The sequence below is a fragment of the Paenibacillus sp. UMB4589-SE434 genome (assembly GCF_030226685.1).
GTDB lineage: Bacteria > Bacillota > Bacilli > Paenibacillales > Paenibacillaceae > Paenibacillus_B.
In genome coordinates, this window is sequence record NZ_JASOYK010000001.1 from 2,200,171 (window position 1) to 2,227,153 (window position 26,983).

Sequence of the window (26,983 nt, forward strand, 5' to 3'; positions counted from 1 at the left end):
ACGTACCTATTTGTTCAAACGGTACTGTTTTCATTTAACTCTAATTTAACCGATCAAGCAACTATACAATCCCTATAACAACAAAAATGGGGGCTAGCGCCCCCATCTCACGATCATTATTTAGTCTCGTCGATCTTCAGGACAGCCATAAACGCTTCTTGCGGAACCTCAACACTTCCGACCTGCTTCATGCGTTTCTTACCTTCCTTCTGCTTCTCGAGGAGCTTACGCTTACGGGAAATATCACCGCCATAACACTTGGCCAATACGTTCTTACGCATAGCCTTAACCGTCTCACGGGCGATAACTTTAGTTCCGATTGAAGCTTGAATCGGCACTTCGAACATCTGACGTGGAATCAATTCACGCAGTTTCTCGCAAATCGCCTTGCCGCGATAGTATGCTCTTTCCTTATGCACAATAACGGACAATGCATCGACTTGCTCGGCATTCAGCATAATATCCATCTTCACCAGGTTCGAGCGGCGGTAGCCAGACAATTCATAGTCAAAGGAGGCGTAACCCTTCGTACTGGACTTCAATTGGTCAAAGAAGTCATATACGATCTCTGATAATGGAATCTGGTACGTAATCGTAACTCGTGTTGTATCCAAATACTGCATGTCTACAAACTCGCCCCGCTTACCTTGGCAGAGTTCCATAATGGCGCCAACAAAGTCATTAGGCACGATGATTGAAGCCTTAACAAACGGTTCTTCTACATATTCAATCTTGCCTTGCTCCGGATAGTTGGACGGATTATCAATCTGCAGCACTTCGTTGTTAGTCAACGTAACACGATAAATAACGCTTGGTGCTGTTGTAATCAGCGGAATGTTAAATTCGCGTTCAATACGCTCTTGGATGATCTCCATATGAAGCAGACCAAGGAATCCACAACGGAATCCAAATCCGAGCGCCGTGGAAGTCTCCGGTTCAAACGTAAGGGAAGCATCATTTAACTGAAGCTTCTCCAAGGCTTCACGCAGATCGTTATAGTCCGATGTCTCTATTGGATACAATCCACAGAACACCATTGGGTTAATCTTGCGATAGCCTGGCAGCGGCTCTGCTGTCGGCAGCTTGGCATCGGTAACCGTGTCACCAACCCGAGTGTCGCCTACGTTCTTGATTCCGGCCACAATAAAGCCTACGTCACCAACATTAAGCTCATCCACAACCGACATACGCGGCTTAAATGCACCAACCTCGATAACTTCAAACGTCTTATTAGTTGCCATCATCTTAATCTTGCTGCCTGGACGGATCGAGCCGTTTACGACACGAACATATACAATAACCCCTTTGTAAGGGTCATAGTGCGAGTCAAAAATAAGTGCCTTAAGCGGCTCTTCAGGATCTCCCGTTGGCGCTGGAACTTTCTGTACAACCTGTTCCAAAATCTCGCGGATACCAATACCTGCCTTAGCAGACGCAAGAACCGCATCCGAGGTGTCCAGGCCAATTACGTCCTCAATCTCCTGCTTCACACGCTCAGGTTCAGCACTTGGAAGATCGATCTTGTTAATAACTGGAATGATCTCCAGATTGCTGTCAAGCGCTAAATAAACGTTTGCAAGCGTCTGAGCCTCAATCCCCTGCGCAGCGTCAACGACAAGCAATGCGCCTTCACAAGCTGCTAAGCTTCTGGATACTTCATACGTAAAGTCTACGTGTCCCGGCGTATCGATCAAGTTCAGAATGTACTCTTCTCCGTCATCCGCCTTGTAAGTCAGGCGAACTGCCTGAAGCTTGATTGTAATGCCACGTTCCCGCTCCAAATCCATCTGATCCAATACCTGGGCTTGCATTTCACGAGAAGATAAAGCTCCCGTATATTCCAAGATTCGATCGGCAAGTGTTGACTTACCGTGATCAATATGTGCGATAATACAAAAATTGCGAATCTTCTTCTGACGCGTCAGCAGTTCCGTCATTCGTATTCTATACCCCCACTACTGGCCATATATTCAATTTATTTATTATACCGGAAGTGAAGGCCCTCAGCAATGGCAACAGGGAAATCAAACTTTACCTTTAGAACAACCCGCTAAATAATCCTACTACCGCTTGGATTCCCGCCTCGGATAATTGCTGAAGGATTCCCGCTGTCTTGTCTGCCAACTTATTGACAGGCGCATCCTCTGCTGGTGGTTGAGAGTTAGATTCGCGCTGAATATCTGGCTCATGGACACCAACAGGTGAGCTACCATCTTCCCGATTCTCATCCTCGGTCCATACTTCCTCATCTGTACGTTGAGACTTTGTTCTGCTTCCCTCCTGAATGGATTTTCGATCAGCAGGCAACGTAATGTCTCGCGTCTGTGCATGTTGAGTATCCTGGATACTCTGAACAGTCTGTTGTGACGTAGTGGCCATAGGCCCATATACACGTTCAATTCCTGACTGTGTCAACTCCATACCAATCCATATCCCCAGCGCCAGTAAACCGAGCAAACCAAATAACTTAGGACCAAACCATTTCATGCTTATCCCCCCTATAAGACATGCCATGTCTATGCAACGACTTGGAAGTAGTGCGATCTGGATGCTGCTTGCATGCCGACCCTTTATAAGAATTAACGCAAACCATTACGCTTGATTCCCGTTATTTGTCGTTTGCTTACTTACTGTTGCAGCCGGTTTATTTAATGGCTTAGAGATCGGTTTGTTTACAGGTTTTGCTCCCTTTTGTTCCTTTATTACTTCAGCAATCAACTCAGCCAGTACATCTGCTGTACGATTGCTTTCGGTCAACGTATTTTCAATGCCACCTACCTCGATAATGACACTATTCGGAGATAAAGACTGGTTGTATTCCCCATTTGTGCCTTTTGAGGCTGCTTTCCCCCAGATTCCCCGGGAAATACCTGGATACTTGGCTTCCAATTTCTCATGAATGTCAGCGGCAAATTGTTCGTTTTCTTTCCAGTTGGGATTCCGATGCCCGATCACAAAGTACACCTGCGCATACGTTTTTCCTTTAATCGTAACCGTTGTATCTTTGCGCCGTGCGGAATCGCGGTGTATATCAAAGAAGAATTTCAAGTTTTTATTATTGCTCATAGCCTTTTTTACGGTTTGGTTCGAATATTTATAAGAAAAATTCCAATTGTAACCTTGTATAGTAGATACGTAGTCTTTGCTCGAGTGAAGTGCGCCAATTCCTTGCTTCTTCAGCTGTTCCTGCAGCCGTTTTCCTACGAGAGTTATATTTTTCTTATCATCGTTCGGATTGTCCGTTTGCTTCTCCAGTTCAGGCTTCCACGATTCACGGTTGTGTGAATGATAAATAAACACGACTTCATCATCGATATGACTCGATTGTGTCGATTCATCAACTGGCTCAGAATCAGGCTTGTCCGTCTCTGACTGACCCACGTCACCATTCTTCTCATCATCGTGAGCCTTCTCCGGGGCTCCTCCATGCTCAGCACCATCCTCTTCGCCTGGTGCAGGTACAAATTCTTCCGGCCCTTTGGCAGCTTGATTACCAATTGCCAACCTTAACGGTACGGATGTATCTCGACTCACGCCAGGCATCTCACCTGCTAGCAGTGTTTTCGGATCAAGCGGATTGACATTGGTTACAAGTCTCACAAGCATGTGGGCCACATCTTGTCGTGACAGTGCCGCCTTTTCGGGTGACGATTCCATCGTTGGCATTTCCATTGCTAACATGTTGGCAAACCATTGAGTTGAAATTTGCGCTGCGGCACCTTTCATTGAGGATAAGGGAGAGGTCTGAAGACGCTGCTCCAAAATACCCCCGACTCCGATTACCACTATAAACACGGCCGATGCGAGAGCCATAAGCAGAAATGTACGCCCCATCGTCAACAATTCCAGCCATTTTCGCTTAAAACGTGCAATATCAATCCATTTTACCGTTGGCTTCATTTAAATGGTCCTCCCTCACTAGCAGTCTAGCGACCCTAGCAATCTTGAACTACGATTCACCTTCTAAAACTATTTAATAGTATGAAATAGCTTTAAAAGAGTTTAAAAGATTGCTGTTACTAGAATCTATGAGGACAACCGATCTGCTAGAACCTTATTTTCGAAATTGAAATTGAATAATGGTACCACTTCCAATATGACTGGATACTAGAATCGATCCGCCATGCGCTTCAACCAGCTGCTTCGTAATTGCCATACCTAACCCGCTGCCATTATCCGAATCATCTGTCGTTCGCCCACGATAATAACGTGTGAATAAATGGTTTTGCAATTCATCATCCATCCCCTTACCATCATCATGAAACGAAATGATTACGTCAGCACAAGTCTCTTCAAGCTTCACTTTGACGGTTGTTCCACTCGGGTTATGAATCCAGCCATTCATACATACATTTTCAACAGCTCTGGTGAGATATCTTGCGTCTATGCTCCAATAAACAGGGTGTGGTGCAGGATCAAACTCCAGTTTGGCAGTGGGGTAGTCGACAATCGGCAGCATACCTGCTAAGGTTTCTCTTAACCAACTGTTAAGGTCAATGGCTTCCAGTTGAAGTGGGAGCGACTGACTTTGCAATTGATAAGTCAAATTCAAGTCTAAAATCAGAGCGTCCATCCGTTCCGCCTTCTGTTGAATATACCTTGTAAATTCCTTACGTTCCTCTTCCGTCCAATTATATTGTTCCGCATTTAACAGATGCGCGTAACCAATAATCGATGCGAGTGGAGTCTTTAGATCGTGGGACAAGCCACTAAGCCATTGATCGCGCTGCACCTCATGCAGTGTTCGTTCGTCTTCGCTTGCTTCTAATCGTTGGGACAACTGTTCCATAGCCTGACGCACATCTCCGTAAAGTCGATAGTTCGATTTCATTTTTCCGCTCCGTCTAAATGCAGGCGATCGTCCACTGCTCAACACTGGCTCGGTATATTTCCCTTGCGCCATTTGTGCCGCCCATCGCATAAAATGTGATAATGGCCGCGCATTGCGCGTACTTTGCCAAGATGCCATAAGGACAAACAACAGCAGCATAATAATCAGAAATACAATGATTCCAATGATAATGAGATCGGACTCTTTCTCTATTCGGAATCCGGCAACATCAACTGCAGCCTGAGCGGGATCATAGGGCATCCTAAGTACCCACGTGTTGCCTGTTAGTTCGTCATATTGATAGGCAAATTGCTCTCGATACCTTTCTTCATAAGTTGAACGAAGTGCAAGATCACTAGCATTCATCCGTTTTTCATTACCTGCGCTGGCAGGCTTGTTCCAGCTTTCCAATTCATTTCCGGCTTTATCCAACAGTTGTGTCCATGCATGAATTTTGCGCATCTCTGGCAGCATCATTCCCTTTTCCACCTGCCATCTGGCCAGCAACTCCTCTGCTTCCGGCTTGCTGCCGTAAACAATCGTATACATGTCCTCGCCTACCATCCTAATGTACACAACAATCTCATACGGAAAAGGCACTGTACGCTGCATATATGCTGCAAGCGCACCTGCATCATATTGCTTGGGCACATCATCCGGTGTAAAAAAGCCGTACAACTCACGTCCGTTTACATCTAGCAACTGCATCCAGCCCTTGCTTGCTTTTACTTGATCCACCATGTCGCCGCTCCATCTTAAAGAGCCGGTACTGTCCTTATATAAGGACTCCGTTATGTAATCCACTCCATTCCTAGAAAAAGATCGGTTCATATCCAATGAAGACATTCGTTCCGCAATCCAAAACAGTAATCCTACAGCACAAACAATCAGCACAAGAGCCACAAACGTCCACTGCCGTACATAATGCCAAGCTAATCTACGAGTCGTATTCATGTCGTCCCCGATTCACTGCCGCTTCCAGACTTTGCACCGATCAACTTGTATCCCATGCCACGTACCGTAAGCAAATATTGAGGTTCGCTTGGGTTAGGTTCAATTCGTTCCCGTATGCGATGAATATGGACCATAACGGTATTGTCATCCTTTAAGGCGTCCAACCCCCATACTTTTTCATATAACTCCCCTTTTGAAAAGATTCGACCCGGATTTTTACATAAAAATAGCAGGAGTTGAAATACCATTGCAGGGCAATCTACAAGCTTCCGATCTACTATTAATTCCCCTGCTTCCTCGCGAATTAGGAAGTGTCCATAGTCATATTCGTTGAATGGCTTTGATTTAGAGGCAGAACGTGTCATTTCCGCCATATACATCTTTTGCTGTGTCGGTATACCTTCGATCACACGCTGTTTCAGTGCAAGATGACGCTTCAAATGTGCTTTCACACGTGCCGCCAGTTCCAGAGGATTAAACGGCTTTGTAACGTAATCGTCACCACCTAACGCAAAGCCTGTGAGCTTGTCAAGATCTGTCATTCTAGCTGTTACAAATACAATCGGCGCATCCGTATGTGCCCGAATATGGGGGGCAACATCAAACCCGCTCCTCCCAGGCAGCGTTACGTCCAAAATGATACAGTCCATGAAACGCTGCTGACACAGCTCTAATGCTTGTTCTGCATCAGACGCAGTATGTATATGAAGGAACCCTTCCTTTCGAAGTACAGTCACTACTAGGTTCAGCAAGGCTGCTTCATCCTCAACAACCAATACGCTAGCTTCCCGCCACTCCATCATATCTATCCTCTCCCTTGTCCTTGCTCTTACTACGCTCATCTATGTCATCAATTGTACCTCACTACCACGAGAAATGGCTTTGATCTTCTTTTAGACTACATGACGAAGCTTTCCTGATGCCAAACGCTGCCTTAACAGAACCTTAACGGATGAACATTGGGTATCCAAACTATCATGCCATTGACTTTAGCTATGCTCTGGTAAACAAGCTATATCTTATGAAAGAAAAAAGCCGTCACCCCATTAGTATGGTTGACGGCTGAATTCACAAATTGAAATGATTAGATACTAGACGCAACGTTATGCTTACTTAGTGAGTATAAGCAGCTACATTGTCAGCATCAACTGCTTCATGCAGCGCTGCATTTAATCCGCTGGCAATAATGTTCGCCATATCTTCCATAAACTCATCTACTTCTTTTGGCGTAACAATCAGATCATGACCAAGCGGCTCCAGCACTTCCTTGACCAATGACAGCCTGTCCTGCTCGCCAATCTCGTCCAGCATGCCTAGAATGTCGCGTGTCTGTGCAGTCTGCCCCTTAAAATGTTCTTTCATCATCTCAATTGCGTTATTCACAATCGTTGATGCGTAACATACTGTGGGCACCCCTATCGCAATACACGGCACACCGAGAATTTCTTTGGTCAATCCTTTACGTTTGTTGCCAATGCCCGAGCCGGGGTGAATACCGATATCCGCCACTTGTATAGTTGTGTTGACTCGCTCAAGTGCTTTGGAAGCTAATGCATCAATTGCAATAATAAGGTCTGGCTTTGTCTTATCCACGATACTTTGCACAATTTCGCTTGACTCAATTCCCGTAATGCCTAGAACGCCAGGCGCGATTGCACTCACTTCTCTGTAGCCAGGACTAACCTGCTCCGGCATTAACTCAAAAAAATGTCGCGTCACCAATACATTTTCAACAACCATTGGTCCAAGCGCATCTGGTGTTACATTCCAGTTGCCCAAGCCAACAATTAAAGCTTTGTCAGTTGGCTTAATGCCAATATCCTTTAAGAAACCGGCAAACAATTGGGCGAATTTTGTAGCGACACGATCCTGCAAGTCTGAATCTTTGCGCCGCAAGCCAGGGACTTCCATCGTTACATAGCGTCCTGGCACTCTACCAATTGCACGTGAGCCCTCTTCATTTTGCACATGAATACTTGTCACCTTAATTCCCGCCTTATGCTCCACGCTCTCCTGAACGCCTGGAATCGGAATATGTACGTCAGGCTGGGCTAGTTCTCTTGCTTCAAGCGCCAAGTCCGTTCGGACCGAATAATCTCTCAGATCAGCTGTCATCCTGTTTCCTCCCGTAATACCAATATGGTTATGGTCGTATTGTGCGTTAGCGCACACAAAGTTATACGGGCTGCTTCGTTCCGAAAACGTTCGCATCTGATCGTTCCTCACTATCAAGCAAAGGGGCATTGCTGCTCATCATGTATTGCTTTTTACTATACAACGTGATAGAATACTTTAAGTTGTGAATCCATTTTATCATGCATTGGTGAAATAGATTCTATTGTCGCACTACGATGCAACGGAGGTGAAAGCAATGCCAAACATTAAATCCGCTGTTAAACGCGTAAAAACAAATGACAAACGTCGTCTGTTGAACGCTTCTCAAAAATCCGCACTTCGTACAGCTGTTAAAGCTGCAGACGTAGCTTTGGCTAACAACGAAGTGGAAACTGCTACAGCAGCAGTTGCTTTGGCGTCCAAGAAATTGGATAAAGCTGTGACTAAAGGCTTGGTACACAAGAACGCAGCTGCTCGCAAGAAGTCTCGCTTGGCACAAAAATTGAACGCTCTGCAAGCACAAGCTTAAGAGCCTTTCATACTTAGAGCTTAAAGCGTAGAAGCCCGAAGGTAAATGCACTTGCGTTTACCTTCGGGCTTCTTTTGTGCGTGGCATGTCTGCCGCGATTCTAAGAATAAGCAGTTCTAAGCCGAGTGTCTTATCCACGCGACCTGACTTCATCTCGTAATCAAGCTCCGCCGCTTCAGCCAGCCATATCGCTAGTGAGGCTGCGTCATGGCTTCTAGCTTGCTCCGCGGCTACCTTGACAGCATAGGGATGCAGGCCAAGCTGAGAGGCTGCTTGCTGTTGGCTGAAGCTTTGGCCCGTTAACTCCTTCACCTGCAGCATCATTCGCAATTGCCGAATAATTAGGGCCAGTATCTTGATCGGCTCCTCCTTTTGCTTCAGCAGCTCGCGGAACATCTGCATCGCTTGTTCCGGACGACGCTTGATGACATCCTCGACAAGCTGAAATACGTTCTGCTCTGTCGTCTTGGTAATCAACTGCTCAATCGTATCTGCATGTATAGACCCTCCAGGCCCTACATATAAGCTTAGCTTCTCAATCTCTGCAGATAAAGTCTGCAATTGGGTTCCCGCGTTGTTCAGTAAAGCTTCAATCCCCTGTGCATCTATCTTACTGCCGACGGATTCCACTTGCTTTGCGACCCACTGCATGAGCTCATCCGCACTGAAAGGCTGAAAGGGCAGCACCACACCTGCTGTCTTAGCTAACTTGACCGTCTTCTTACGTTCATCCAGCTTGTCCGCCTGCACAAGAAACACAACAATGCTGCTCTCAAGCGGAGATGCCATATATGCCAGCAGGCGATCCGTACGATGCTCCAGCTTATCCTTGCCGGACGCAAAGATGGAATGGTCCTTTACTAAAATCAGCTTACGCTCAACCAGAAATGGCATCGTCTCCGCTTCCTCGACTACCGTTTCAATCGCATGCTCCGTAGTATCCATCTTCATAATCGCAAAGTCGCGGTGCTCTTCCGGGATAAGCTTGTCTACTAATAATTGTACGAACTCTTGCATGCGGTATTTTTCTGTTCCATATAGCACGTATAAGGAGCGCGATTCTCCTCGCTTGATCTCCTTAACGGCTGTCTTTAAATCCACGTTTAATTCCCCCTAACCTGTCGTTCTTGATCATATCAAACTTCACCCCAAAAACAAAGGGACTGTGCGGCAATTGCCACACAATCCCTTTGTCCCATACCATCTATGATAAACGTCAGCGCTTTAACAGGCCTAGGTCCTTAACGCTAACGGTCATACGACGTACGGGAACGCCTTTACTTATTACTTTATATGATACTATACGTACGCGGTAAGCAATGTGTGCATACAAATCGGTACCCTTAATTAAAAAAATACGGTTAACACGCTGCCTTGCTTACTCCAGTGAGCCTTGTCTCTATCCACCGCTATTAGCATAACTTGTTTCTTCTCCAGACTCAGAAGGCGACTGCTTGACCGTATCATCCTGACTGCCGCTCAAGTTAGAATCCGAATGGCTCTGTTTGTTATTTAACGGGTTAGGCGAGAATAAAACAGGATCCATACTAGCCATCCCGAGATCGGTGATTGCATAAGCAATAAGCTGCTCTTGACCATCATTTAGCGTGACGAGAATCTGTTTGCTGTCATCAGACCACTGGATGGATACAGGTTTCATTTGTAGTGCTACAGTCTGAATCTCTTTGCTCGTATCTGCAGTCTTGCTGAACAATGATAGCTTGTTGGCTTGCCACTTAACTACATAAAGCTGATCTGGAGAAGCAGCTTCAACTATGTCATCGATCTTAAAAAAGTTCATCGTGCCAGGAGGTTGATCCACATTGCTCTCAACGGTCCCTTTTTCTTTGTCCTTGTCCCTATCTCCAGGCAAAAGTCCTCGTTCCTGCTTGGGTGATTTGTCTTTATTATGTTGAGCGGGCGGTTTACTTGGCTCAGTCACTGGCACAGTAATCTTCTTTGACGCATCCGTAGAGGTAGAGGCTGGGATTGGCTCCTTGCTCACCTTGCCGCGCGACGGATTGTTATCTGACTCAGCAGAACCTCCGGGTACAGACTTAGAATCTGGCGGCGTTGATGGCGTCTGATCTGCTCCCACCGACTTCTGACCCTGTGCTGGAAGATCCTTATTCTTATCTTGCCCCTCATCGAATCGGTATGCATGTTCAGATTTTAGCGTGCCCTTCTGCTCTGAAGACTGATTATATTGGTCAGACTTCGCCTGATCTTGCAATGCGCTAAAATCAGCGGATTCGCTCGAATTCATATGCTGATAATTGACCATAAAAAGTCCAAACACAACCCCTGCTGCGAACACTGCACTTGCCGCACGCCAATTAAAGCGTTTCTTCCATAGCCCTGAGGATGGTCGTGTAGACTTAGGCACCTGTACATTATCGGACCGTTCTTGTTTGTATAACTCATCTGATGAAGCCAATGCCGCAGCTTGCTGGTCTGAATTTCTTCGATCAATTTCATCTAGTTGAGGCAGGATAGAATCAACTAGACTATATCTGGGAGTCACCTTAGGCAACATCTCCAAATCATCATGTAACATCGTAAGCCGTTCAAACATCTCGGCACAGGCGGGGCACTGACTTATATGTTCTGTCAGCAGGCTATGCTCCAACTCGTCTAGGTCATGATCAAGCTGACGTTGCATAAGTGTCATCACCTCTGAACAGTTCATCCTCGCACACCACCTTTCTCATAATCTTGCAGCATCGTTTGCAGTTGTTGTCGCGCGCGGAATAAATAAGACTTAACCGTGTTAAGCGGTAGATTAAGACTTTCCGCAATTTCGTTGTAAGAGAAGTCCTGAAGGTACCGCAGAACGACTACAGCTCGATGATGTTCGGGAAGGCGGTCTATCGCTGCACGAATATCTTGTGCGGCGTAGGCGGACAGCACTTCTTTCTCTACATTGTGTTCCCCGTTAAACACTAAACTATGTTCGTCAATCGAGACAGTCGGCTTCGTACGGCGAAACTTGTCAATCGCGATATTGGTTACAATACGTTGTACCCATGTCTTAAACTGCGCTTTCTCTTCATAGGAATTGATCTTGGTATAAATCCGAATTAATGCTTCCTGGGACGCGTCCATTGCATCTTGTTCGTTGTGCAGCAAATAATATGCTGTACGGTAAACATATGGTTCTATTTCTCGCAAAAGGGTTATAAGAGCTTCTCGATCTCCTGATTGAGCAGATCGGATAAGTTCAGGCTCTACCACTAGGATCCCCCTCTCTTGCATATCCATTGACGCATCAATAGCGAAAATGGTTGCAGAGCGTATCAATTTTTTTAATTTTATGGGCTGCTCGTGTAGAGAGCACCGCTAATAAGCTTAAGGAATATGCCTTAAGCTACCAGCATAGCAAACAATGTAAATATTGTCAGTGGCGATTGTTAAGAAAAAATATGTATACTTGCACAAGCAAAAACTTATGGGAACGGACACATCATAATACGATTGACAGCGTTCTACTGTGCAATCCTATCACGTTTCACTCGAACCTTCAAACCTTGATCCGTCATAACGACTTGCACTTCACCCTGAAGATCCGTTCGATAAATGCTGCTGCCAGCCTCCTGCAAAGTACGCAGTACTTGATCATGCGGATGACCATATCGATTGTTTCGACCTGCGGAAATCACCCCCGCTTTAGGTCGCCAATAACTTACCCAATCCTCAGAGGTCGAGGTCTTGCTGCCATGATGAGCCACCTTCAGCATATCCAATCTTTCTCTCGCAGATGCCATCCCCTTTCCAGCAGATCTCCATTCATCCAACATATCCAGCTCCCCTTTTGCGCCGATATCTCCTGTTAACAGCAATGTAGCCTTTTGTTCTCCACTCATCATCGATAACAGCATAACAAGTGAAGCATCATTTTGATCATCCAACAAGGCTATTCCGTTATTCAAGTCCTGAATCGGATATAGTACATCAAGCCGTGTCTCATCGTCCAATACCCACTGATCACCTGCCCTCCATGAGACAACCGGAATGTGGCGATTATGCGCCAGATGATACAGCTGTTCCATAGTAGATGAACGCTTCCAAGTCCCGTTCATGATCAATCGATCTACAGGCACATGCTCCAATACTGCATGTAATCCCCCTGCATGATCCGTATCACCATGTGTCAGTATTACGGCATCCAGATGTCGTATGCCCCGCTGTTTCAGTAAAGGTACTAACCTGCTTTTGCCCACTTCATAGGGCTTGCGGCGCTGCTTCCACTGCTCGCCAGGCTTGGAAAATGAGATCGTTCCCCCACCATCCACCAGTACGTTGCTTCCTCCTGCCGTACGAATTAGGATACTGTCCCCTTGTCCTATATCAATAAAAGATATCGTCGTACTTTCAGGCTGACCAACATGATACCCATGAATCCATAAGAGGACAAAAGCACATAGCACTACATTGAACCTTATCCATATAGGACGGTCAGCGCTGCGAGGGATAGTGTGAAATCCCTCTAATGGCACAGTATCATCTACTTGGTGGCGAAATGCTCTTTCTGCACGATTCGCTGCAAGCTGGTGCATAGCCTTAAGCATGAACAGCAGGCATATGTAATACACGGCGATCCACCATACAGGCGGCCGCGGCCAGATCATAATCGCACCTTCAATATCAGCTACTATTTTGACCATACCAAAAGTCCATTGATTGAACTGGCTTAGCAGCCAAACGAATGGCTGAGCGATCGTATCCGAAATAGCAGCAATAACTAGGGTAAGTGTTCCTAATGGCAGCACAATCAAACTAATAAAAGGGACAAATAAAAAGTTAGCAAAAAGCGATAATAGCGACACTTGATTAAAATAGTATACTGTTAACGGAAACGACATCAATTGTGCCACTACAGTGACTGTTAATGAAGAGCGCAGCCATACTGGCCACGATACAGGCAGCACCTTCATTACAGGTGGGACTCCTATTATTAATCCAGCCGTGACTGCGTAGGAGAGCTGAAAGCTAACGTTAAGCGCATAATACGGCTCCCACCAGAGCATGAGGAGCAAAGAAATGCACAGCAGATGTAGGCCGTCCCTCATCCAGCCTTGTCTGATCCCGATCAAAGCGAACATTGACATTAATCCTGCGCGGATAACAGACGGTGAAGCCCCTGTAAATAGTACATATGCGGGAATAAGCATAATCACAACCGTTAATGAGCGCTCTTTAGTCAATCGCATACGTTTTAGCAGCAGCATACATGTCCCTACAAATACAGCCACATGCAGTCCAGAGATGGCCAAAATATGGGTCAGTCCCAACTGCGCAAAGGACTGCTCAATATCCACATCAAGATCACTTCTAAGTCCTAGCACTAATCCTTGCATATATGTACTTTGATCGTTTGGAAGCATTCGATCATACAAAGATGCGCCATATTTTCTTAATTCCTCCACTTTCCCTTTAGCCGCATCTATGCTCCATAATTGAATCTTTCGAATAACCTGAACACTTGATACTCCTTTCGCCTGAAATAGCCAATATATATGCTCATTTTTTAAGTACTGCCGATAATTAAACGCTCCAAAGTTATCCGCTTCACCAGGCCTCATTAGTTGCCCTGTTATTTTAATGTACTCGGCCTGTCTCCATTGCTGCGCCTGTTGGATCTCCTGTTCCTGCTTTAATAAAAGCGTAACCAGTATCCATTCTGAATCCAGATTTATCTCTGGTTCCTGGTCCGGCAGCCATTTGTCCGCTCTTAGACGAAATTGGATTTTGTCGCCATCACGTTCAATTGGGGAGCCAATTACCCCATACAAGGCACCTGAAATGTGATCCCCTGGTAAGAGCTCTCGCTCGATCGGAATGGATGTAATCTGCTGCGTGTCATACCAAATAAAACTAACCAGCGCTGCTATCAGTGCAAGTGCGTAAACGGATGCATATGAAAGACGAAGCAAACGCAGCTTTACGATCACGGGTATGCAAAGGATCAGTCCGGCTATAGCTACCGCTGCTTGCTGAACAGGAAGAGCAGCCGCGAGATGGATCCCAAGCACCCAACAGCAAGCAAAGATGACAATAGGTCTTTGCATGAACATAAACGTTCACTCCTTCCAACACAAAAAACCTTCACACGAATGAACATGAGCAAATTTGCTCATATTATTCGCATGAAGGTTCTTCCTTCTTCGTTATACCACAATATTAATTAATCGTATCCATGATTGTCTCCTGCGGGGGCTGATAATGGTCCAACTGTCGGAATATGATCCCTTTCTGCTGCATCATAAGAGATACTTTGTCGGTATCCTTCGGGTATAGACGATGGTAGACAACTTCTACTACCCCACTGTTCGCAAGCATATTCGCGCATGTCCAGCAAGGCTGGTCCGTCACATAGACAGTTGATCCCTCCCGATCCGTCCGATCCGTAAACAACAGCAAGTTCTGCTCGGCGTGAATAGTGCGAATGCAGCGCTGCTTTTTCACCATCTCTTCCGTCCCATCAGGAAGCATCACAACTTCCAACTGCTCAGCAATCATGCAGCCAGCCTCGCTGCAATCAGGCACTCCCATAGGCGCACCGTTGTATGCAGTACCAAGCAGCTTCTTCCCTTGTACAAGTACAGCGCCCACATGCCTTCGCGGACATTGGGAGCGGGTCGATACCATATAAGCAATATCCATAAAATAGGTGTCCCAGTCTTTTCTTATCGTTGATGTCATGTTCGCGAAACCCCTGTCTCGTTAATCGTTATCATTTATCATACACAGCAATTAAATGCCCTGCCTCCGCAAAATAAAAGACAATACAGCATATTGATATGTCTATTGTAAGCAGACCGCCACAACTGCGCAACTGCAGAGATCACATTCATGGTTGAATAGAGACGTGGCCTTTAATCTTTGCATACAGCTTGGACCCAATACCTTTAACCTTCAGCAGATCCTTCTCTGCCTTAAACATGCCATGTTTCTCGCGATAGGCGATAATTGCCTTTGCCTTGGAGGGTCCAATCCCCGGAAGGCTTGTGAGCTCCTGTTCGCTGGCGCTATTAATATGAATCAAGCCTTCATCTGTACGAGCTGTCTGCTTGGACATGACGGCAGAAGTCGTGTCAGATACAACATTTGTTCGAGTCTCTGGCTGAGGTACAGCAGCACGGTTAGGAGCTGAAATGTCGACTGGAGCTGTAGCGGGATGTGGCACACCTTGGGTGGATGGGGTCATTAGGCCGGAACCGGCTACTGCCTCTTTATTTTGCACGGGATGCAATGAAGCAGGTGAATCCTCACCTAGTTGTTTCCCCTCTGACTGCTGAAATGCTCCAGCGTCAATGCTAGTGGGCTTGCCGTTATTAGATATCGGAACAGACTGCTTTGGGATAACACTTTTGCCGCTTTCTTCGCTGCCATTCTCCTCATTTAATAGCTGTTGAACTTGATTGTCCACATACCGCCAAGTGCTATCATCCTGTTCCGACTGCACCGGTAGCCACATAAGTGCAAATAACACCATACCCGCTGCTGCAAATATAGACACTATAGTCCATGATGCCAGCCACGTACGTGTGCCTGATTGGTTATACTCTTTTCTTTTCATCATAAACGCCCCTTGTCACGTAATCGTGAATCGATACCTTCGTCCAAATGTGCGGCCCTATACAAGGGCACATATGACTGACCCTACAGCGCAAGCTGTAATAAGGTCAAGCCGTGTCAACATATAGTAGGTTAACATGGAGAAGATACCGGGAACGCTCCCTATCATATCTCCGAAAATTCAATTAAAACGACAGCAACACCGAACAACAAGCAGATCGTCATTCATAAAAGGAGGGAATAGCCGTGAAGGTCGGATTTATAGGTACGGGAAGCATGGGCACTATCCTCATTGAATCGCTAATCCAATCCGGGGCGCTGGAGCCTGATCAGGTAGTAGCTACCAACCGTACATTCAACAAAGCGCAACGGCTTGCCTCGCAATACCCCGGTCTTCATGCGGTTGCATCGATTGAAGAAACGGTTAAAGCGAGCAGCATCGTCTTTCTGTGCGTAAAACCTCTGGAGTACAAAACAGTTATCGAGGAAATATCGGCGTACGATCGCGCTGATCTTATTCTCGTATCGATAACAAGTCCCGTCCTCATCAATCACTTGGAACGCCAATTAACGTGCAAAATAGCTAAAATCATCCCTAGTATTACTAATTATGTATGGAGCGGTGCATCTATATGTATTTATGGAAGCCGGATTCAGACAGAGGATCGACTGCTGCTCGAGCAGCTTATGATGTCGATAAGCAGGCCTATTCAGATAGAGGAGCAATATACACGGATCACCAGTGACATATCAAGCTGTGGTCCAGCATTTATTGCTTTCTTCATGCAAAAATGGATAGATGAAGCGGTGCTAGAAACAGGTATAAACCGCGATGAAGCTGCGAGGCTAGCCTCCGAGATGTTAATCGGCACAGGGAAACTGTTAACGGAAGGCGGACTATCGCTTGAACAACTTCAGCAGCGCGTAGCCGTCCCCGGCGGGATTACCGCCGAGGCGCTGCGCTTGCTTAATGAGAAGCTGGATGGTGTATTCCAGCAATTAATTCATGTTACCCACGCCAAATATGAAGAAGATCTGGATAAAGTATCCACCCTATTCGGTAGCATTGAGGTTAATCTTAACCGACCACAATATTAACGAGTCGTCCTTTAACAGCGATGACTTTGCGAACCGTCTTGCCTGCCATCGCAGCTTGAACGTTAGCTGAGTTCATCGCTGTATCTTGCATCGCAGCTTCGTCCGCGTCAGCAGCCATGTTCATTCGCTCTACGATCTTGCCGTTGACTTGCACGACAATCTGAACCTCGGCGTCAACGGTCAGACTCTCATCGTATGTCGGCCAAGCAGCGTATGTGATGGAGCCTGTGAAGCCAAGACGCTCCCACAGCTCTTCGGCAATATGCGGAGCAAGTGGTGACAGCAATTGTACAAAGCTCTCCATCGCCTTACGCGGCAGCTTATCTTGCTTGTATGCGTCGTTGATAAAGATCATCATCTGGCTGATCGCTGTATTAAAACGAAGTGCCTCATAGTCCTCAGTCACTTTTTTCACGGTCTTGTGCCATGTACGCACAAAAGCATTGTCCTCCACATCGTCTGTCATCTTCGGATTTAATTGATCTTCATCGGTGACAAACAATCGCCATACACGGCCAAGGAAACGATTCATTCCTTCAACGCCATTCGTATTCCACGGTTTCGTTGCTTCAAGAGGGCCCATAAACATCTCGTACATACGGAGTGTATCTGCCCCATACTCATAAACGATCTCGTCCGGATTAATAACATTTCCTCTTGACTTCGACATTTTCTCATTGTTGGTACCTAGAATCATCCCTTGGTTCACTAACTTATGGAATGGCTCCTTCGTTTGGACAACACCCAGATCATACAGCACTTTATGCCAGAAACGAGCATACAACAAGTGAAGTACAGCATGCTCCACACCGCCAATATAAAGATCGACAGGAAGCCATTTCTCTTGCAATTCTTTGGAGCAGATCTCATCATTGTTCTTCGGATCTATATAACGCAAGTAATACCAGCTGCTGCCTGCCCACTGTGGCATTGTGTTCGTCTCACGGCGCGCCTTCATACCTGTCTCCGGATCAACTGTGTTTACCCACTCTGTCACATTGGCAAGCGGTGATTCACCTGTACCGGAAGGTCGAATCTGATCTACTTCTGGCAGTACGAGCGGAAGCTCAGCCTCAGGAATCGTCTTCATTGTGCCATCTTCGAGATGAATAATTGGGATGGGCTCACCCCAGTAGCGCTGGCGGCTGAACAACCAATCGCGTAGACGATAAGTCACCTTGCCGCTGCCGATACCTTTTCCTTCCATCCACTCGATCATAGCTGCGATAGCTGGCGCATTATCTAAGCCATTCAGGAAGTCTGAATTAACGTGAGCTCCATCACCAGTGTATGCTGCTTCCTGCACATCGCCGCCTGACACAACTTCAACAATCGGCAGATCAAACTGCTTTGCAAACTCCCAGTCCCGTTCATCATGCGCAGGAACAGCCATAATTGCTCCCGTTCCATAACCCGCCAGTACATAATCAGCAATCCAGATCGGCATCTTGGCACCGCTCACCGGATTAATGGCATAAGCGCCAGTAAATACGCCGGTTTTCTCTTTTGCTAGGTCTGTTCGCTCCAGATCACTCTTACGAGCAGCTTGCTCACGGTAAGCCTCGATTGCGGCCTGCTGTGCAGCAGTTGTGATCTGGCTAACCAACTCATGCTCTGGTGCCAGCACACAATATGTAGCACCGAACAATGTATCGGGACGAGTCGTAAATACGTCAAGATTAGCATTATGCCCCTCTATCGTGAAGCGTACCTCTGCCCCTTTGGATTTGCCTACCCAGTGACGCTGCATATCCTTGATGCTCTCCGGCCAATCCAGCTCATCCAGATCCTCGAGCAAGCGTTCAGCATATGCGGTAATCTTTAATACCCACTGGCGCATTGGCTTGCGAATGACCGGATGGTTACCACGCTCGGACTTGCCATCAATCACTTCTTCGTTCGCAAGTACAGTTCCTAATGCTGGGCACCAGTTAACCGGTACTTCATCGACGTATGCGAGGCCTTTCTTGTATAACTGTATGAAAATCCACTGTGTCCATTTGTAGTACTCAGGATCAGTCGTACTAATCTCGCGATCCCAATCGTAGGAAAATCCAAGAGACTTGATCTGACGGCGGAAGTTGTCTATGTTCTTTACTGTAAATTCACGCGGATGCGCTCCTGTATCAATAGCATATTGCTCAGCAGGAAGACCAAATGCGTCCCAACCCATCGGGTGAAGAACATTATATCCTCGCATCCGCTTAAAACGGGATACGATATCTGTTGCTGTGTAGCCTTCCGGGTGACCGACATGCAAGCCTGCTCCAGACGGATATGGGAACATGTCCAATGCGTAGAACTTCGGCTTGCTGTCATCTTCCAATGTCGCAAATGTCTTGTGTTCATCCCAATACTTCTGCCATTTCGGCTCAATGGCAAGCGGCTGATAGCCTGCTGGTTGTTTCATTTCTGTGCTCATTATTGAAGCCCCCTCTATTCAGGTTAAAACCTGCTTTTCTTTGTTCATCATTATTTCTTGCTGCACGTACTTGGTACAGCGCAATGTATCACATATAACCACAAAAAAAGCCTCTCGTCCCTAGCGAATTCGCTAGGGACGAGAGACTTGGATTCCCGCGGTACCACCCTAGTTAGCGCACGGCATGCTCTGCCTGGCGCTCACTTGAAGCTCTTAACGCGAGCTTATACGTCACAACCTTACCTTAACGTACAGTTGTGCGACTCCTAGGTGAGTTCGCTTCCTCTATCCATCGGCTCGCACCAACCGCCGACTCTCTGAATGACTTCGGAGAACTACTATTCCTAATCCACGTCTTCCTATGGTTACAGTTCCACTGTTTTTACACAATAATTACATACATCATATGCAAAAAAACAAATCTTGTCAACGGGCGCCTACCGTGTCTCCCCAACGGTACAACACGGTGCATCACAGTGAAGGTAAGGCTACTTTTTTAAAGCAATTAAGAACAATCTGGATGTATCAGGACCTGGTTCTTCCCATTCAAAGTCACCATACACGTCGATATGCGCAAAGCCCGCTGCAAGCAATTCACCTATAATCCAATCCGTCTCATAGGCGCGCTGAATGTGTGTCTCATCGATTCGATTATACTTTCCACTCAACGGATCCTCAGCAAATATAGCCAACTGGTGTTCAATTTCATGCCGTGACTCATCATATTCACTATGCCAAATATAAGCTACATCCCCTTCATCCAATGCGAAAGGCTGTTCTTGCGCATAATATTCAAATTGGCGAACATGATGCATATCAAGCATAAACAGGCCACCTGACCGAAGCTGTTTAGCCGTCTGTTGAAATACCAATCGAACATCTTCTGGTTCCGTTACATAATTGATACAATCACAAAAAGAAATAACAGTATCAACCTGCTCAGGTACTTCCCATTGTCTCATATCCTGACACACCCACTGCACAGAGCCAGCCAGCCGACCTGCATCCTGCTCCTTTTCACGAGCAATCGTGAGCATAGCATCCGCCAAGTCAATACCAGTGACCTGCATGCCTTGCTTCGCTAATGGGATCGCAATCGTACCGGTGCCACAGCCCAAATCAACAACAGACCGAGGAGCAACATCATACCGTTCCCATGCTGCATTTGCAAAATCAAGCCACTTCTCATACGGCATATCCGCCATAAGCCGATCATACACCAGCGCAAATTGGCCGTACGAATCCATACTAGCGATCATCCTTTCGGAAGTTAGACCGGCCATTCCCTTGTCCAGAAGAGAACGGCTTGCGTCCTGCAGATGGGCGACTATGATCGCCGCGTGCTTGTCCCGTTCCGGAAGAGTCATATGCTCTCCCACTGCCAGTGGATCTGCGATCATCAGTTGATTTCCGTTCGTTCATGGTGTTGCGTTCATTGGATCCGAATCGTCCATCCGTTTGCTTGCGATCACCTATTGGTTTATAGCTGCCCGTCTGTCTACGATCATCACTCTGCTTGCGCTCTGCAGAAGTTGTGCCGGGTTGATCAGCACTCCGACGAGCCGATTGTGAACGCTGGGCCGCAGCATCGCTTGGACGCGAAGGCTTGCGACGTGCATCCGGGCCAGTGCGATCCCCTGCCCACTTATAATCGCTTGAGGAGCCGTCAGCAAGGGTAGAACGCTTCGTATCCGGGCGACGCTGTTCCGCCTGGATCTGGGCGAGCTTTTGCTCCGCTTCAGCTGTCTCTGTCGCAGAGCCAAGCTCCGTCAGTTTGGACCAGCTGCCTTCTTGCGTGACAAAGCCCGCTTTCATCAGACGGCCCATCGCTCGTTTGAAGGCGGACTTGCTTATCTGGAACCGCTGCGTAATCAGATCAGAAGGTGTCTCATCCGAATAAGGCATAGCACCGTTAGGACGCTCCTTTAAGAATTGAAGCAGTCGGTTTGCATCCAGATCCATACCAACTTCTTTGCGCTCAGCCAGTGTTACGTTGACTCGTCCGTCCTCCCGCACATGAGCAATACGTACACGTACACGATCGCCAACACGAAGCGGCTGTGGACGTTGTGATTCATGCAGCAGTCCGAGCGCACCAAAGCCGAGAGGGCCACCTTCGACGACAAAAAACGTTCCCATACGAAGCGCACGATATACTACTGCCTCATGCCAAGTATTCAGCCAACTGCTTGGGGCGTGAAACACTAGTGGTGCCAATTCCTCTTCGCCCGCCAATTCAGCAACCAATCGACCTACCCGATCATGAGCCAGCTTCACATATACTTTATCTCCGATAATTGGGCGCAGCGTCTTCAACTCTGGAAGCTCACTGGCTGGCAGCATCAACTGCCGGCCAATTCCCATCTCAAGAAAATACCCAAACCGTGAATGAATATCAGCCACTTCCAACGCCGCAACTTCACCCAGCGTTAAATAAGGCTTTTTCATCGTGGAAGCAAGACGGTCTTCTGTATCATAGAACAAAAACACGTCAAGCTCCTCATCAATTATGATATCGCGTGTCAGCTCCGTATAGTGGAGGATAACGTCATGTTCCTCATCAGTCAAAAAGTAGCCGTACGGAGATACTTCGCGATCTACACGCAAACGTTGTATCGTACCTGCCGTAAGGGTCATGCCATCTCCACTACTTTCGCGTCAGACCACAGCTTCTCAATGTTATAATACTCACGTTCTTCACGATGGAACACATGAACAACAACGTCTCCGAGATCAATCAGAACCCAACGGCCTGAATCCATACCTTCTGTTCCGCGTACAATTGTGCCCGCCTGATGTGCGGATTGGCGAATCTCGTTAGCGATAGCCTGTACTTGTGTGTCAGAGTTACCGTGACAAATAACAAAGTAGTCCGCAATCAATGAGATGCCTTGCAAATCCAGAACTACAAGATCCATCGCTTTTTTGTCTTCTGCTGCATCCACAGCTAAGTGGAGCAGTTGTTTAGGTGTTAACGCCATAAGTTAGCCTCCGATTCTAATCTGCAAATGTAAAATAGACTATTGGGGCTGCCGCAAGCTGACAAAGCTAGAGCAAGGCCCCTATTACATTCACAGTTCCATAAAATTAATATATTATTTCTTATTGTTGACGACTGTCGACTTCTTCAATCAAGCTGTTACGTGCTTGCAGCGTGGTCGGAAATATACGAGCCCGCTTCGAGAGCAAAAAGCTGATCGTCGAATCGAAGCCGGCGATCAAGGCTTCTTCGAGGCTGCGCTTGGCGAGTTCACGAATGCGGTCTACCCCTGGAAAGTCCCGCCCCAGCTCTATATAGTCAGCCAGGCATACTACTTTGTCAAGCTTCGTCATACGCTCGCGTCCAGAGGTATGGTAGCGTATCGCATCCAGCACTTCCATATCAGTGACACCATACTCGTGTTCAGCAACATAGGCGCCCACAGGTGCATGCCAAAGCGCCTTGTCATGCTGCAGCAGCACACTTGGAAGACCTTGTTCGCGTATTATCCGCTCCATCTTGTCTGTGGGCCAGTATTTGGCGACATCATGCAGCAGCGCTGCCAGATCAGCTTTGACAGGATCAACCCCATACTGCCCGGCAAGCTCAACTGCAGATTGCATTACACCTGCGGTATGGTTCCACCGTTTCACAGGCATTTGGGAGCGTACAGCTTCCAGCAATTGATCACGACTCATTTTCATATAAACCCCACCTTTGCGCATACTGTTCAACCGCTTCAGGCACGAGGTACCGAATGGATCGGCCTTGAGCCACCCGTCTTCTGATTTCTGTTGAAGAAATATCCATCAAGGGCATGTGTGCTTCCACGACACGGGTTTGCCATTGTACGGGAAGGATAGAGGCATCCCATTCCGCACCTGGCCGCTGCAAGCCTACAAACTTAATTTTGGCCATCAGCTCATCGATCCCGTGCCACTTTGGTAAATAAGCAACCATATCCCCACCGATAATCCAGTACCACTCCACATGTGGATATTGAGCCTGTAACGCATTAACTGTATCTAAAGTATATGAGACACCGCCGCGTTCCATCTCCCAAGCGCTCAAATGAAAAGGCTCATAATCGGAAATCGCAAGCTGCGTCATCTGCAGCCGCTGTTCCGGAGAAGCAATCGGCTGATGAGGTTTATGCGGGGGCACGTTAGCAGGCATAAACCACACCTCGTCCAGCAATGCGGCTTCTCGCGCAGCCTCAGCAGCGACAAGATGTCCGAGATGGATCGGATCAAACGTGCCTCCCATGATCCCTATTTGCTTGACGGAGTGAGTCATAGGTACAGCCTCCTGCAAAATTTAAATCCTATGTGGCAGCCACAGTTGCCCTGCTCGTTAAAAAGCTGCTCAGACGCCGTCGTCTTTCCGACCTGAAAGATTAGGCTCTAGGAAGCACGATTTCTTTGTGATCCTTCGATTCCTTGTATAACACAATCGTTTTACCGATTACTTGCACCAGTTCACATCCGGAACGCTCAGAGATTTCAGCTGCTATCACGTTACGGTCTTCATCACAATTTTGCAAGACCGAGATCTTAATCAACTCACGTGTCTCAATCGCCTCGTCGATGTGGCGGATCAATTGATCATTAACCCCGCCTTTGCCAATCTGAAAAATGGGCTGCACATGATGTGCGAGGGAGCGTAAGTGTCTTTTTTGTTTACCTGTTAACATATTGTCATTCCTTCCTTATTTACAAACCAATACTTACATCATACAATCCGGTATGTCATAACGGCCAGCATACGATAACAAACGACTAACAGTGATCCGAGCAGTGGTTAAGCATACTTCTCCTAATAATCTAATGGAAAGATCCCGTCTGCATGGTCAGCACTAGCTTGATACAGTTCCAAGCACCGACTCTCGCATAACCTCGATCGGCGCCGGCTCGCCTGTCCACAGTTCAAAAGCAATCGCACCCTGATACACAAACATACCCAAGCCGCCATGTGTCTTGGCGCCTGCAGCCTTAGCTGCCTGAAGGAGCTTCGTCTCAAGAGGGTTGTATATAATGTCACTCACTATCATGTGAGATTTCAACCATTGCTCTGCAATCGGACTCTCTCCTATATGCGGATGCATGCCAACAGATGTCGTATTGATTACAACATCAACTCGCTCAGGCTCGACTGCCGGGATGCCATCTTGTATACCAACACATTCCATTGCACCGAGAGATGACATTTCCTGCGCTATCTTCTCTGCTCGATCAAGAGTCCGGTTCGCAACTAACAGCTTGCCGCAGCCTTCTCTCAGCAGCGCATAGGCAAGACCTCGTGCAGCACCACCCGCACCTACAATCAGTACACTGCACTCTGATAAATCGACTGCCGTTTCTTCCTTTAAAGAGCGAACATATCCCAATCCGTCCGTATTGTAACCGATCAATCTGTTGTTATCGTTCACAATTGTATTGACCGCACCAATCATCCGTGCACTTTCATGAACTTCGTCTAGATAGGCCATTACACGTTCCTTATGCGGAATTGTAACGTTTATTCCTCGAATGCCTAAAGCACGAATACCGTGAATAGCTTCAGCCAGCCGCTCAGGAGCAACATGGAATGCCGTATAAATGCCATCCCAGCCGCGAGCCTGGAGGGCGGCGTTGTGCATTACCGGCGACTTGGAGTGACGTATCGGATCTCCAATGACGGCTAGCACTGTGGTCACACTAGTTACAGTCTGTAATGACGCAGAACTGTCATGATGAACCATATTAATGATCCGCCTCCTTGCTCTAACGAGTATTGCCTCAACTCACACCTTATTCGGTGTACTTCATCCAAATCCGAAGTTAAATCAATGCATGTCGAAGGAGTACTTTAACGCCTTTCGGCGCATGTATTTCTATCAGTGCGCCTGAGGTACTGTTGCACGTAATCCAACCAAGTCCGGAAACAAACACGTCCATCTCCTGGCCGCGTGGTACACGCAGCTGATGCTTTGTCCAGGCAGGTATGTCTGCCAATCGCGCCTTAGTCGGCGGTGCAAGCATCTCCCCAGCATGGTCAGCATATAATTCGTCTGCACGCTCAAGCTTGGTCCGATGGATCTTTATGCCGTTAGACATGTAGCAAGTGAACGACTGACGTTCCCCTTCAACAAAGTCAAATCGGGCCAACGCACCAAAGAACAGCGTCTGGCCAGCATTCAGCTGATAGACTGCAGGCTTCAATGGCTTGTCTGGCAGCAGTGCGCCCAAATCCTCACGGCTAACCAGTTCCGTCAGCCTGCTCTTGTATACGATACCAGGCGTATCCACGATATGTTTGCCGTCATCAAGCGGAATATTCACCATATCCAATGTAGTTCCAGGATATCTTGACGTGGTTAGTTCACGTTCCATATCGCTATAATCATTGATCAGACGGTTGACTAGCGTCGACTTCCCGACATTAGTGGCGCCCACAACGTATACATCCCGCTTACCGCGGCGTTGTCCAACTTCATCAACCAGACGCTCAAACCCAAGGTTGCGTTTCGCACTAACCAATACCACGTCAACGATTTGAATACCGTGTTCTTTTGCTTGACGCTGCACCCAATTCTTGATCCGGTTCCAATTGATTGCCTTAGGCAGCAGATCAATCTTGTTCACGACCAGCAGTACTGGATTCGTGCCAACAAAGCGTTGGAGGCCAGAGATAATACTACCATCAAAGTCAAACAAATCGACGATATGAATAACTAATGCATCTTCCTGCCCGATTCGGCCAAGCAAACGCAGAAACTCGTCATGGTCAAGTGCTACTGACATAGCTTCATTATAATTTTTAATGCGAAAACAGCGCTGGCAAATAATTGGCGTCCGCTCCAGCGCCTTCTCTGGCACATAACCGGATTGATCCGATTGTGCAGTCTGAAGCGTTACGCCACAGCCACTGCAGTGCCTTACTGTTTCTAATTCCATTATTGATGTTCCTCCTCGTGCCATAAACCCTTTTTCCGTAAACTTGCTGTCACTATGCGTTCAATGCGTCGGTTGATGCGAGTCGTCCAGCCTTCATCCTGAATAGCAATCGGCTGAACTAGTATCGTAAACATCTGCATACGATTGCCTCCCAGCACATCCGTAAGCATCTGATCACCAACTACAGCCGTCTCCTTCGGCGACAAATCCATCAGCTTCATTGCCTTATGGAACGGCCGCTGTGACGGTTTGCGTGCAGCATGAACGAACTGAATGTCAAGCGGCGTTGCAAAGTTGGAAACCCGTGTAAGATCGTTATTGGACACAATAACCAGTTTGAAGCCTTGTCGCTTTACTTCTTCCAGCCAAGCTGCCAATTGTGGTGTTGCCAACGGGTCCTTGGCTCCGACCAATGTATTGTCCAGATCCGTAATAATCCCCTTTAAACCTTTGGACTTTAATAAAGTCAAGTCAATATCATAAACCGTACGCACCCGAAGTCTTGGAATAAGCCCTTCAAACAAGTTGGTCACCTCGTTTT

Annotated in this window: 23 protein-coding genes, 1 pseudogene and 1 other annotated feature; of the genes and pseudogenes, 2 read left to right on the forward strand and 22 right to left on the reverse strand. The window is 47.1% G+C overall.

The window, feature by feature from the left end:
• Nucleotides 1–116 precede the first annotated feature (116 nt).
• The 6 genes from lepA to gpr all read right to left on the reverse strand — a co-directional run bounded on the left by lepA (nucleotide 117) and on the right by gpr (nucleotide 7,900).
• Nucleotides 117–1,937, reverse strand: coding sequence for a translation elongation factor 4 (gene lepA, locus QP775_RS09210; RefSeq protein WP_239328620.1), 1,821 nt, complete (start codon nucleotides 1,935–1,937; stop codon nucleotides 117–119).
• 100 nt (nucleotides 1,938–2,037) lie between these two features.
• Entirely contained in the window at nucleotides 2,038–2,487 is a 450-nt protein-coding gene (locus QP775_RS09215) for a hypothetical protein (protein ID WP_285105333.1), read from the reverse strand.
• Nucleotides 2,488–2,592: 105 nt separating this feature from the next.
• Nucleotides 2,593–3,900, reverse strand: a complete 1,308-nt coding sequence (locus QP775_RS09220; protein WP_285105335.1) for a stage II sporulation protein P — start codon at nucleotides 3,898–3,900, stop codon at nucleotides 2,593–2,595.
• 154 nt (nucleotides 3,901–4,054) lie between these two features.
• A complete protein-coding gene (locus QP775_RS09225; RefSeq protein ID WP_285105337.1) occupies nucleotides 4,055–5,785 on the reverse strand; it encodes a sensor histidine kinase in 1,731 nt (576 codons plus the stop codon).
• On the reverse strand, nucleotides 5,782–6,585 hold the full coding sequence (locus QP775_RS09230; protein WP_285105782.1) for a response regulator transcription factor: 804 nt from the start codon (nucleotides 6,583–6,585) through the stop codon (nucleotides 5,782–5,784). The genes QP775_RS09225 and QP775_RS09230 overlap by 4 nt, the downstream gene beginning before the upstream one ends.
• A gap of 313 nt (nucleotides 6,586–6,898) precedes the next feature.
• A complete protein-coding gene (gpr, locus tag QP775_RS09235; RefSeq protein ID WP_239328625.1) occupies nucleotides 6,899–7,900 on the reverse strand; it encodes a GPR endopeptidase in 1,002 nt (333 codons plus the stop codon).
• A gap of 256 nt (nucleotides 7,901–8,156) precedes the next feature.
• On the opposite strand from gpr, the gene rpsT reads away from it, so the two are divergent.
• Complete coding sequence (gene rpsT, locus QP775_RS09240; protein ID WP_239328628.1) at nucleotides 8,157–8,429, forward strand: 30S ribosomal protein S20; 273 nt, start codon at nucleotides 8,157–8,159, stop codon at nucleotides 8,427–8,429.
• 57 nt (nucleotides 8,430–8,486) lie between these two features.
• Here rpsT and holA read toward each other — a convergent pair whose 3' ends face one another.
• The 6 genes from holA to QP775_RS09270 form a co-directional block, all read right to left on the reverse strand.
• Nucleotides 8,487–9,530: a DNA polymerase III subunit delta gene (gene holA / locus QP775_RS09245; RefSeq protein WP_285105340.1), complete on the reverse strand. Its 1,044-nt coding sequence runs from the start codon at nucleotides 9,528–9,530 to the stop codon at nucleotides 8,487–8,489.
• Nucleotides 9,531–9,828: 298 nt separating this feature from the next.
• The gene (locus QP775_RS09250; RefSeq protein WP_285105342.1) at nucleotides 9,829–11,118 is read right to left on the reverse strand and encodes an anti-sigma factor family protein; all 1,290 of its coding nucleotides are present in this window, start codon (nucleotides 11,116–11,118) and stop codon (nucleotides 9,829–9,831) included.
• Nucleotides 11,115–11,663: an RNA polymerase sigma factor gene (locus tag QP775_RS09255; protein ID WP_239328632.1), complete on the reverse strand. Its 549-nt coding sequence runs from the start codon at nucleotides 11,661–11,663 to the stop codon at nucleotides 11,115–11,117. The genes QP775_RS09250 and QP775_RS09255 overlap by 4 nt, the downstream gene beginning before the upstream one ends.
• 251 nt (nucleotides 11,664–11,914) lie before the next feature.
• Nucleotides 11,915–14,503: a ComEC/Rec2 family competence protein gene (locus tag QP775_RS09260; protein ID WP_285105344.1), complete on the reverse strand. Its 2,589-nt coding sequence runs from the start codon at nucleotides 14,501–14,503 to the stop codon at nucleotides 11,915–11,917.
• 106 nt (nucleotides 14,504–14,609) lie between these two features.
• Complete coding sequence (locus QP775_RS09265) at nucleotides 14,610–15,131, reverse strand: deoxycytidylate deaminase (protein ID WP_239328634.1); 522 nt, start codon at nucleotides 15,129–15,131, stop codon at nucleotides 14,610–14,612.
• A 148-nt stretch (nucleotides 15,132–15,279) separates the two neighbouring features.
• On the reverse strand, nucleotides 15,280–16,008 hold the full coding sequence (locus tag QP775_RS09270; protein ID WP_285105346.1) for a ComEA family DNA-binding protein: 729 nt from the start codon (nucleotides 16,006–16,008) through the stop codon (nucleotides 15,280–15,282).
• Between the two features lie 245 nt (nucleotides 16,009–16,253).
• Here QP775_RS09270 and comER point away from each other — a divergent pair, with 245 nt between their 5' ends.
• A complete protein-coding gene (comER, locus tag QP775_RS09275; RefSeq protein WP_239328636.1) occupies nucleotides 16,254–17,105 on the forward strand; it encodes a late competence protein ComER in 852 nt (283 codons plus the stop codon).
• Here the strand turns inward: comER and leuS are convergent.
• The 10 genes and pseudogenes from leuS to QP775_RS09325 form a co-directional block, all read right to left on the reverse strand.
• The gene (gene leuS / locus QP775_RS09280; protein WP_285105349.1) at nucleotides 17,086–19,527 is read right to left on the reverse strand and encodes a leucine--tRNA ligase; all 2,442 of its coding nucleotides are present in this window, start codon (nucleotides 19,525–19,527) and stop codon (nucleotides 17,086–17,088) included. The two genes, comER and leuS, sit on opposite strands and share 20 nt — an antisense overlap.
• A gap of 131 nt (nucleotides 19,528–19,658) precedes the next feature.
• Nucleotides 19,659–19,888, reverse strand: a binding site (T-box leader).
• A gap of 127 nt (nucleotides 19,889–20,015) precedes the next feature.
• Nucleotides 20,016–20,774 (reverse strand): class I SAM-dependent DNA methyltransferase, encoded by a 759-nt coding sequence (locus QP775_RS09285; RefSeq protein WP_285105351.1) that lies wholly within the window; start codon nucleotides 20,772–20,774, stop codon nucleotides 20,016–20,018.
• 517 nt (nucleotides 20,775–21,291) lie between these two features.
• Nucleotides 21,292–22,164, reverse strand: a pseudogene (locus tag QP775_RS09290) (CvfB family protein); the annotation flags it as partial.
• The gene (gene rsfS / locus QP775_RS09295; protein WP_239328639.1) at nucleotides 22,161–22,508 is read right to left on the reverse strand and encodes a ribosome silencing factor; all 348 of its coding nucleotides are present in this window, start codon (nucleotides 22,506–22,508) and stop codon (nucleotides 22,161–22,163) included. The pseudogene QP775_RS09290 and the gene rsfS, both read right to left, overlap by 4 nt.
• A 121-nt stretch (nucleotides 22,509–22,629) precedes the next feature.
• Nucleotides 22,630–23,211 (reverse strand): bis(5'-nucleosyl)-tetraphosphatase (symmetrical) YqeK, encoded by a 582-nt coding sequence (yqeK, locus tag QP775_RS09300; RefSeq protein ID WP_285105354.1) that lies wholly within the window; start codon nucleotides 23,209–23,211, stop codon nucleotides 22,630–22,632.
• The gene (locus QP775_RS09305; protein WP_285105356.1) at nucleotides 23,195–23,803 is read right to left on the reverse strand and encodes a nicotinate-nucleotide adenylyltransferase; all 609 of its coding nucleotides are present in this window, start codon (nucleotides 23,801–23,803) and stop codon (nucleotides 23,195–23,197) included. The genes yqeK and QP775_RS09305 overlap by 17 nt, the downstream gene beginning before the upstream one ends.
• Before the next feature lie 100 nt (nucleotides 23,804–23,903).
• On the reverse strand, nucleotides 23,904–24,200 hold the full coding sequence (gene yhbY / locus QP775_RS09310) for a ribosome assembly RNA-binding protein YhbY (RefSeq protein WP_239328642.1): 297 nt from the start codon (nucleotides 24,198–24,200) through the stop codon (nucleotides 23,904–23,906).
• A 162-nt stretch (nucleotides 24,201–24,362) separates the two neighbouring features.
• Nucleotides 24,363–25,247, reverse strand: coding sequence for a shikimate dehydrogenase (gene aroE / locus QP775_RS09315; RefSeq protein ID WP_239328643.1), 885 nt, complete (start codon nucleotides 25,245–25,247; stop codon nucleotides 24,363–24,365).
• 79 nt (nucleotides 25,248–25,326) lie between these two features.
• Nucleotides 25,327–26,442 (reverse strand): ribosome biogenesis GTPase YqeH, encoded by a 1,116-nt coding sequence (gene yqeH, locus QP775_RS09320; RefSeq protein ID WP_285105359.1) that lies wholly within the window; start codon nucleotides 26,440–26,442, stop codon nucleotides 25,327–25,329.
• Nucleotides 26,442–26,966, reverse strand: a complete 525-nt coding sequence (locus QP775_RS09325; RefSeq protein WP_239328727.1) for a YqeG family HAD IIIA-type phosphatase — start codon at nucleotides 26,964–26,966, stop codon at nucleotides 26,442–26,444. The genes yqeH and QP775_RS09325 overlap by 1 nt, the downstream gene beginning before the upstream one ends.
• Nucleotides 26,967–26,983 lie beyond the last annotated feature (17 nt).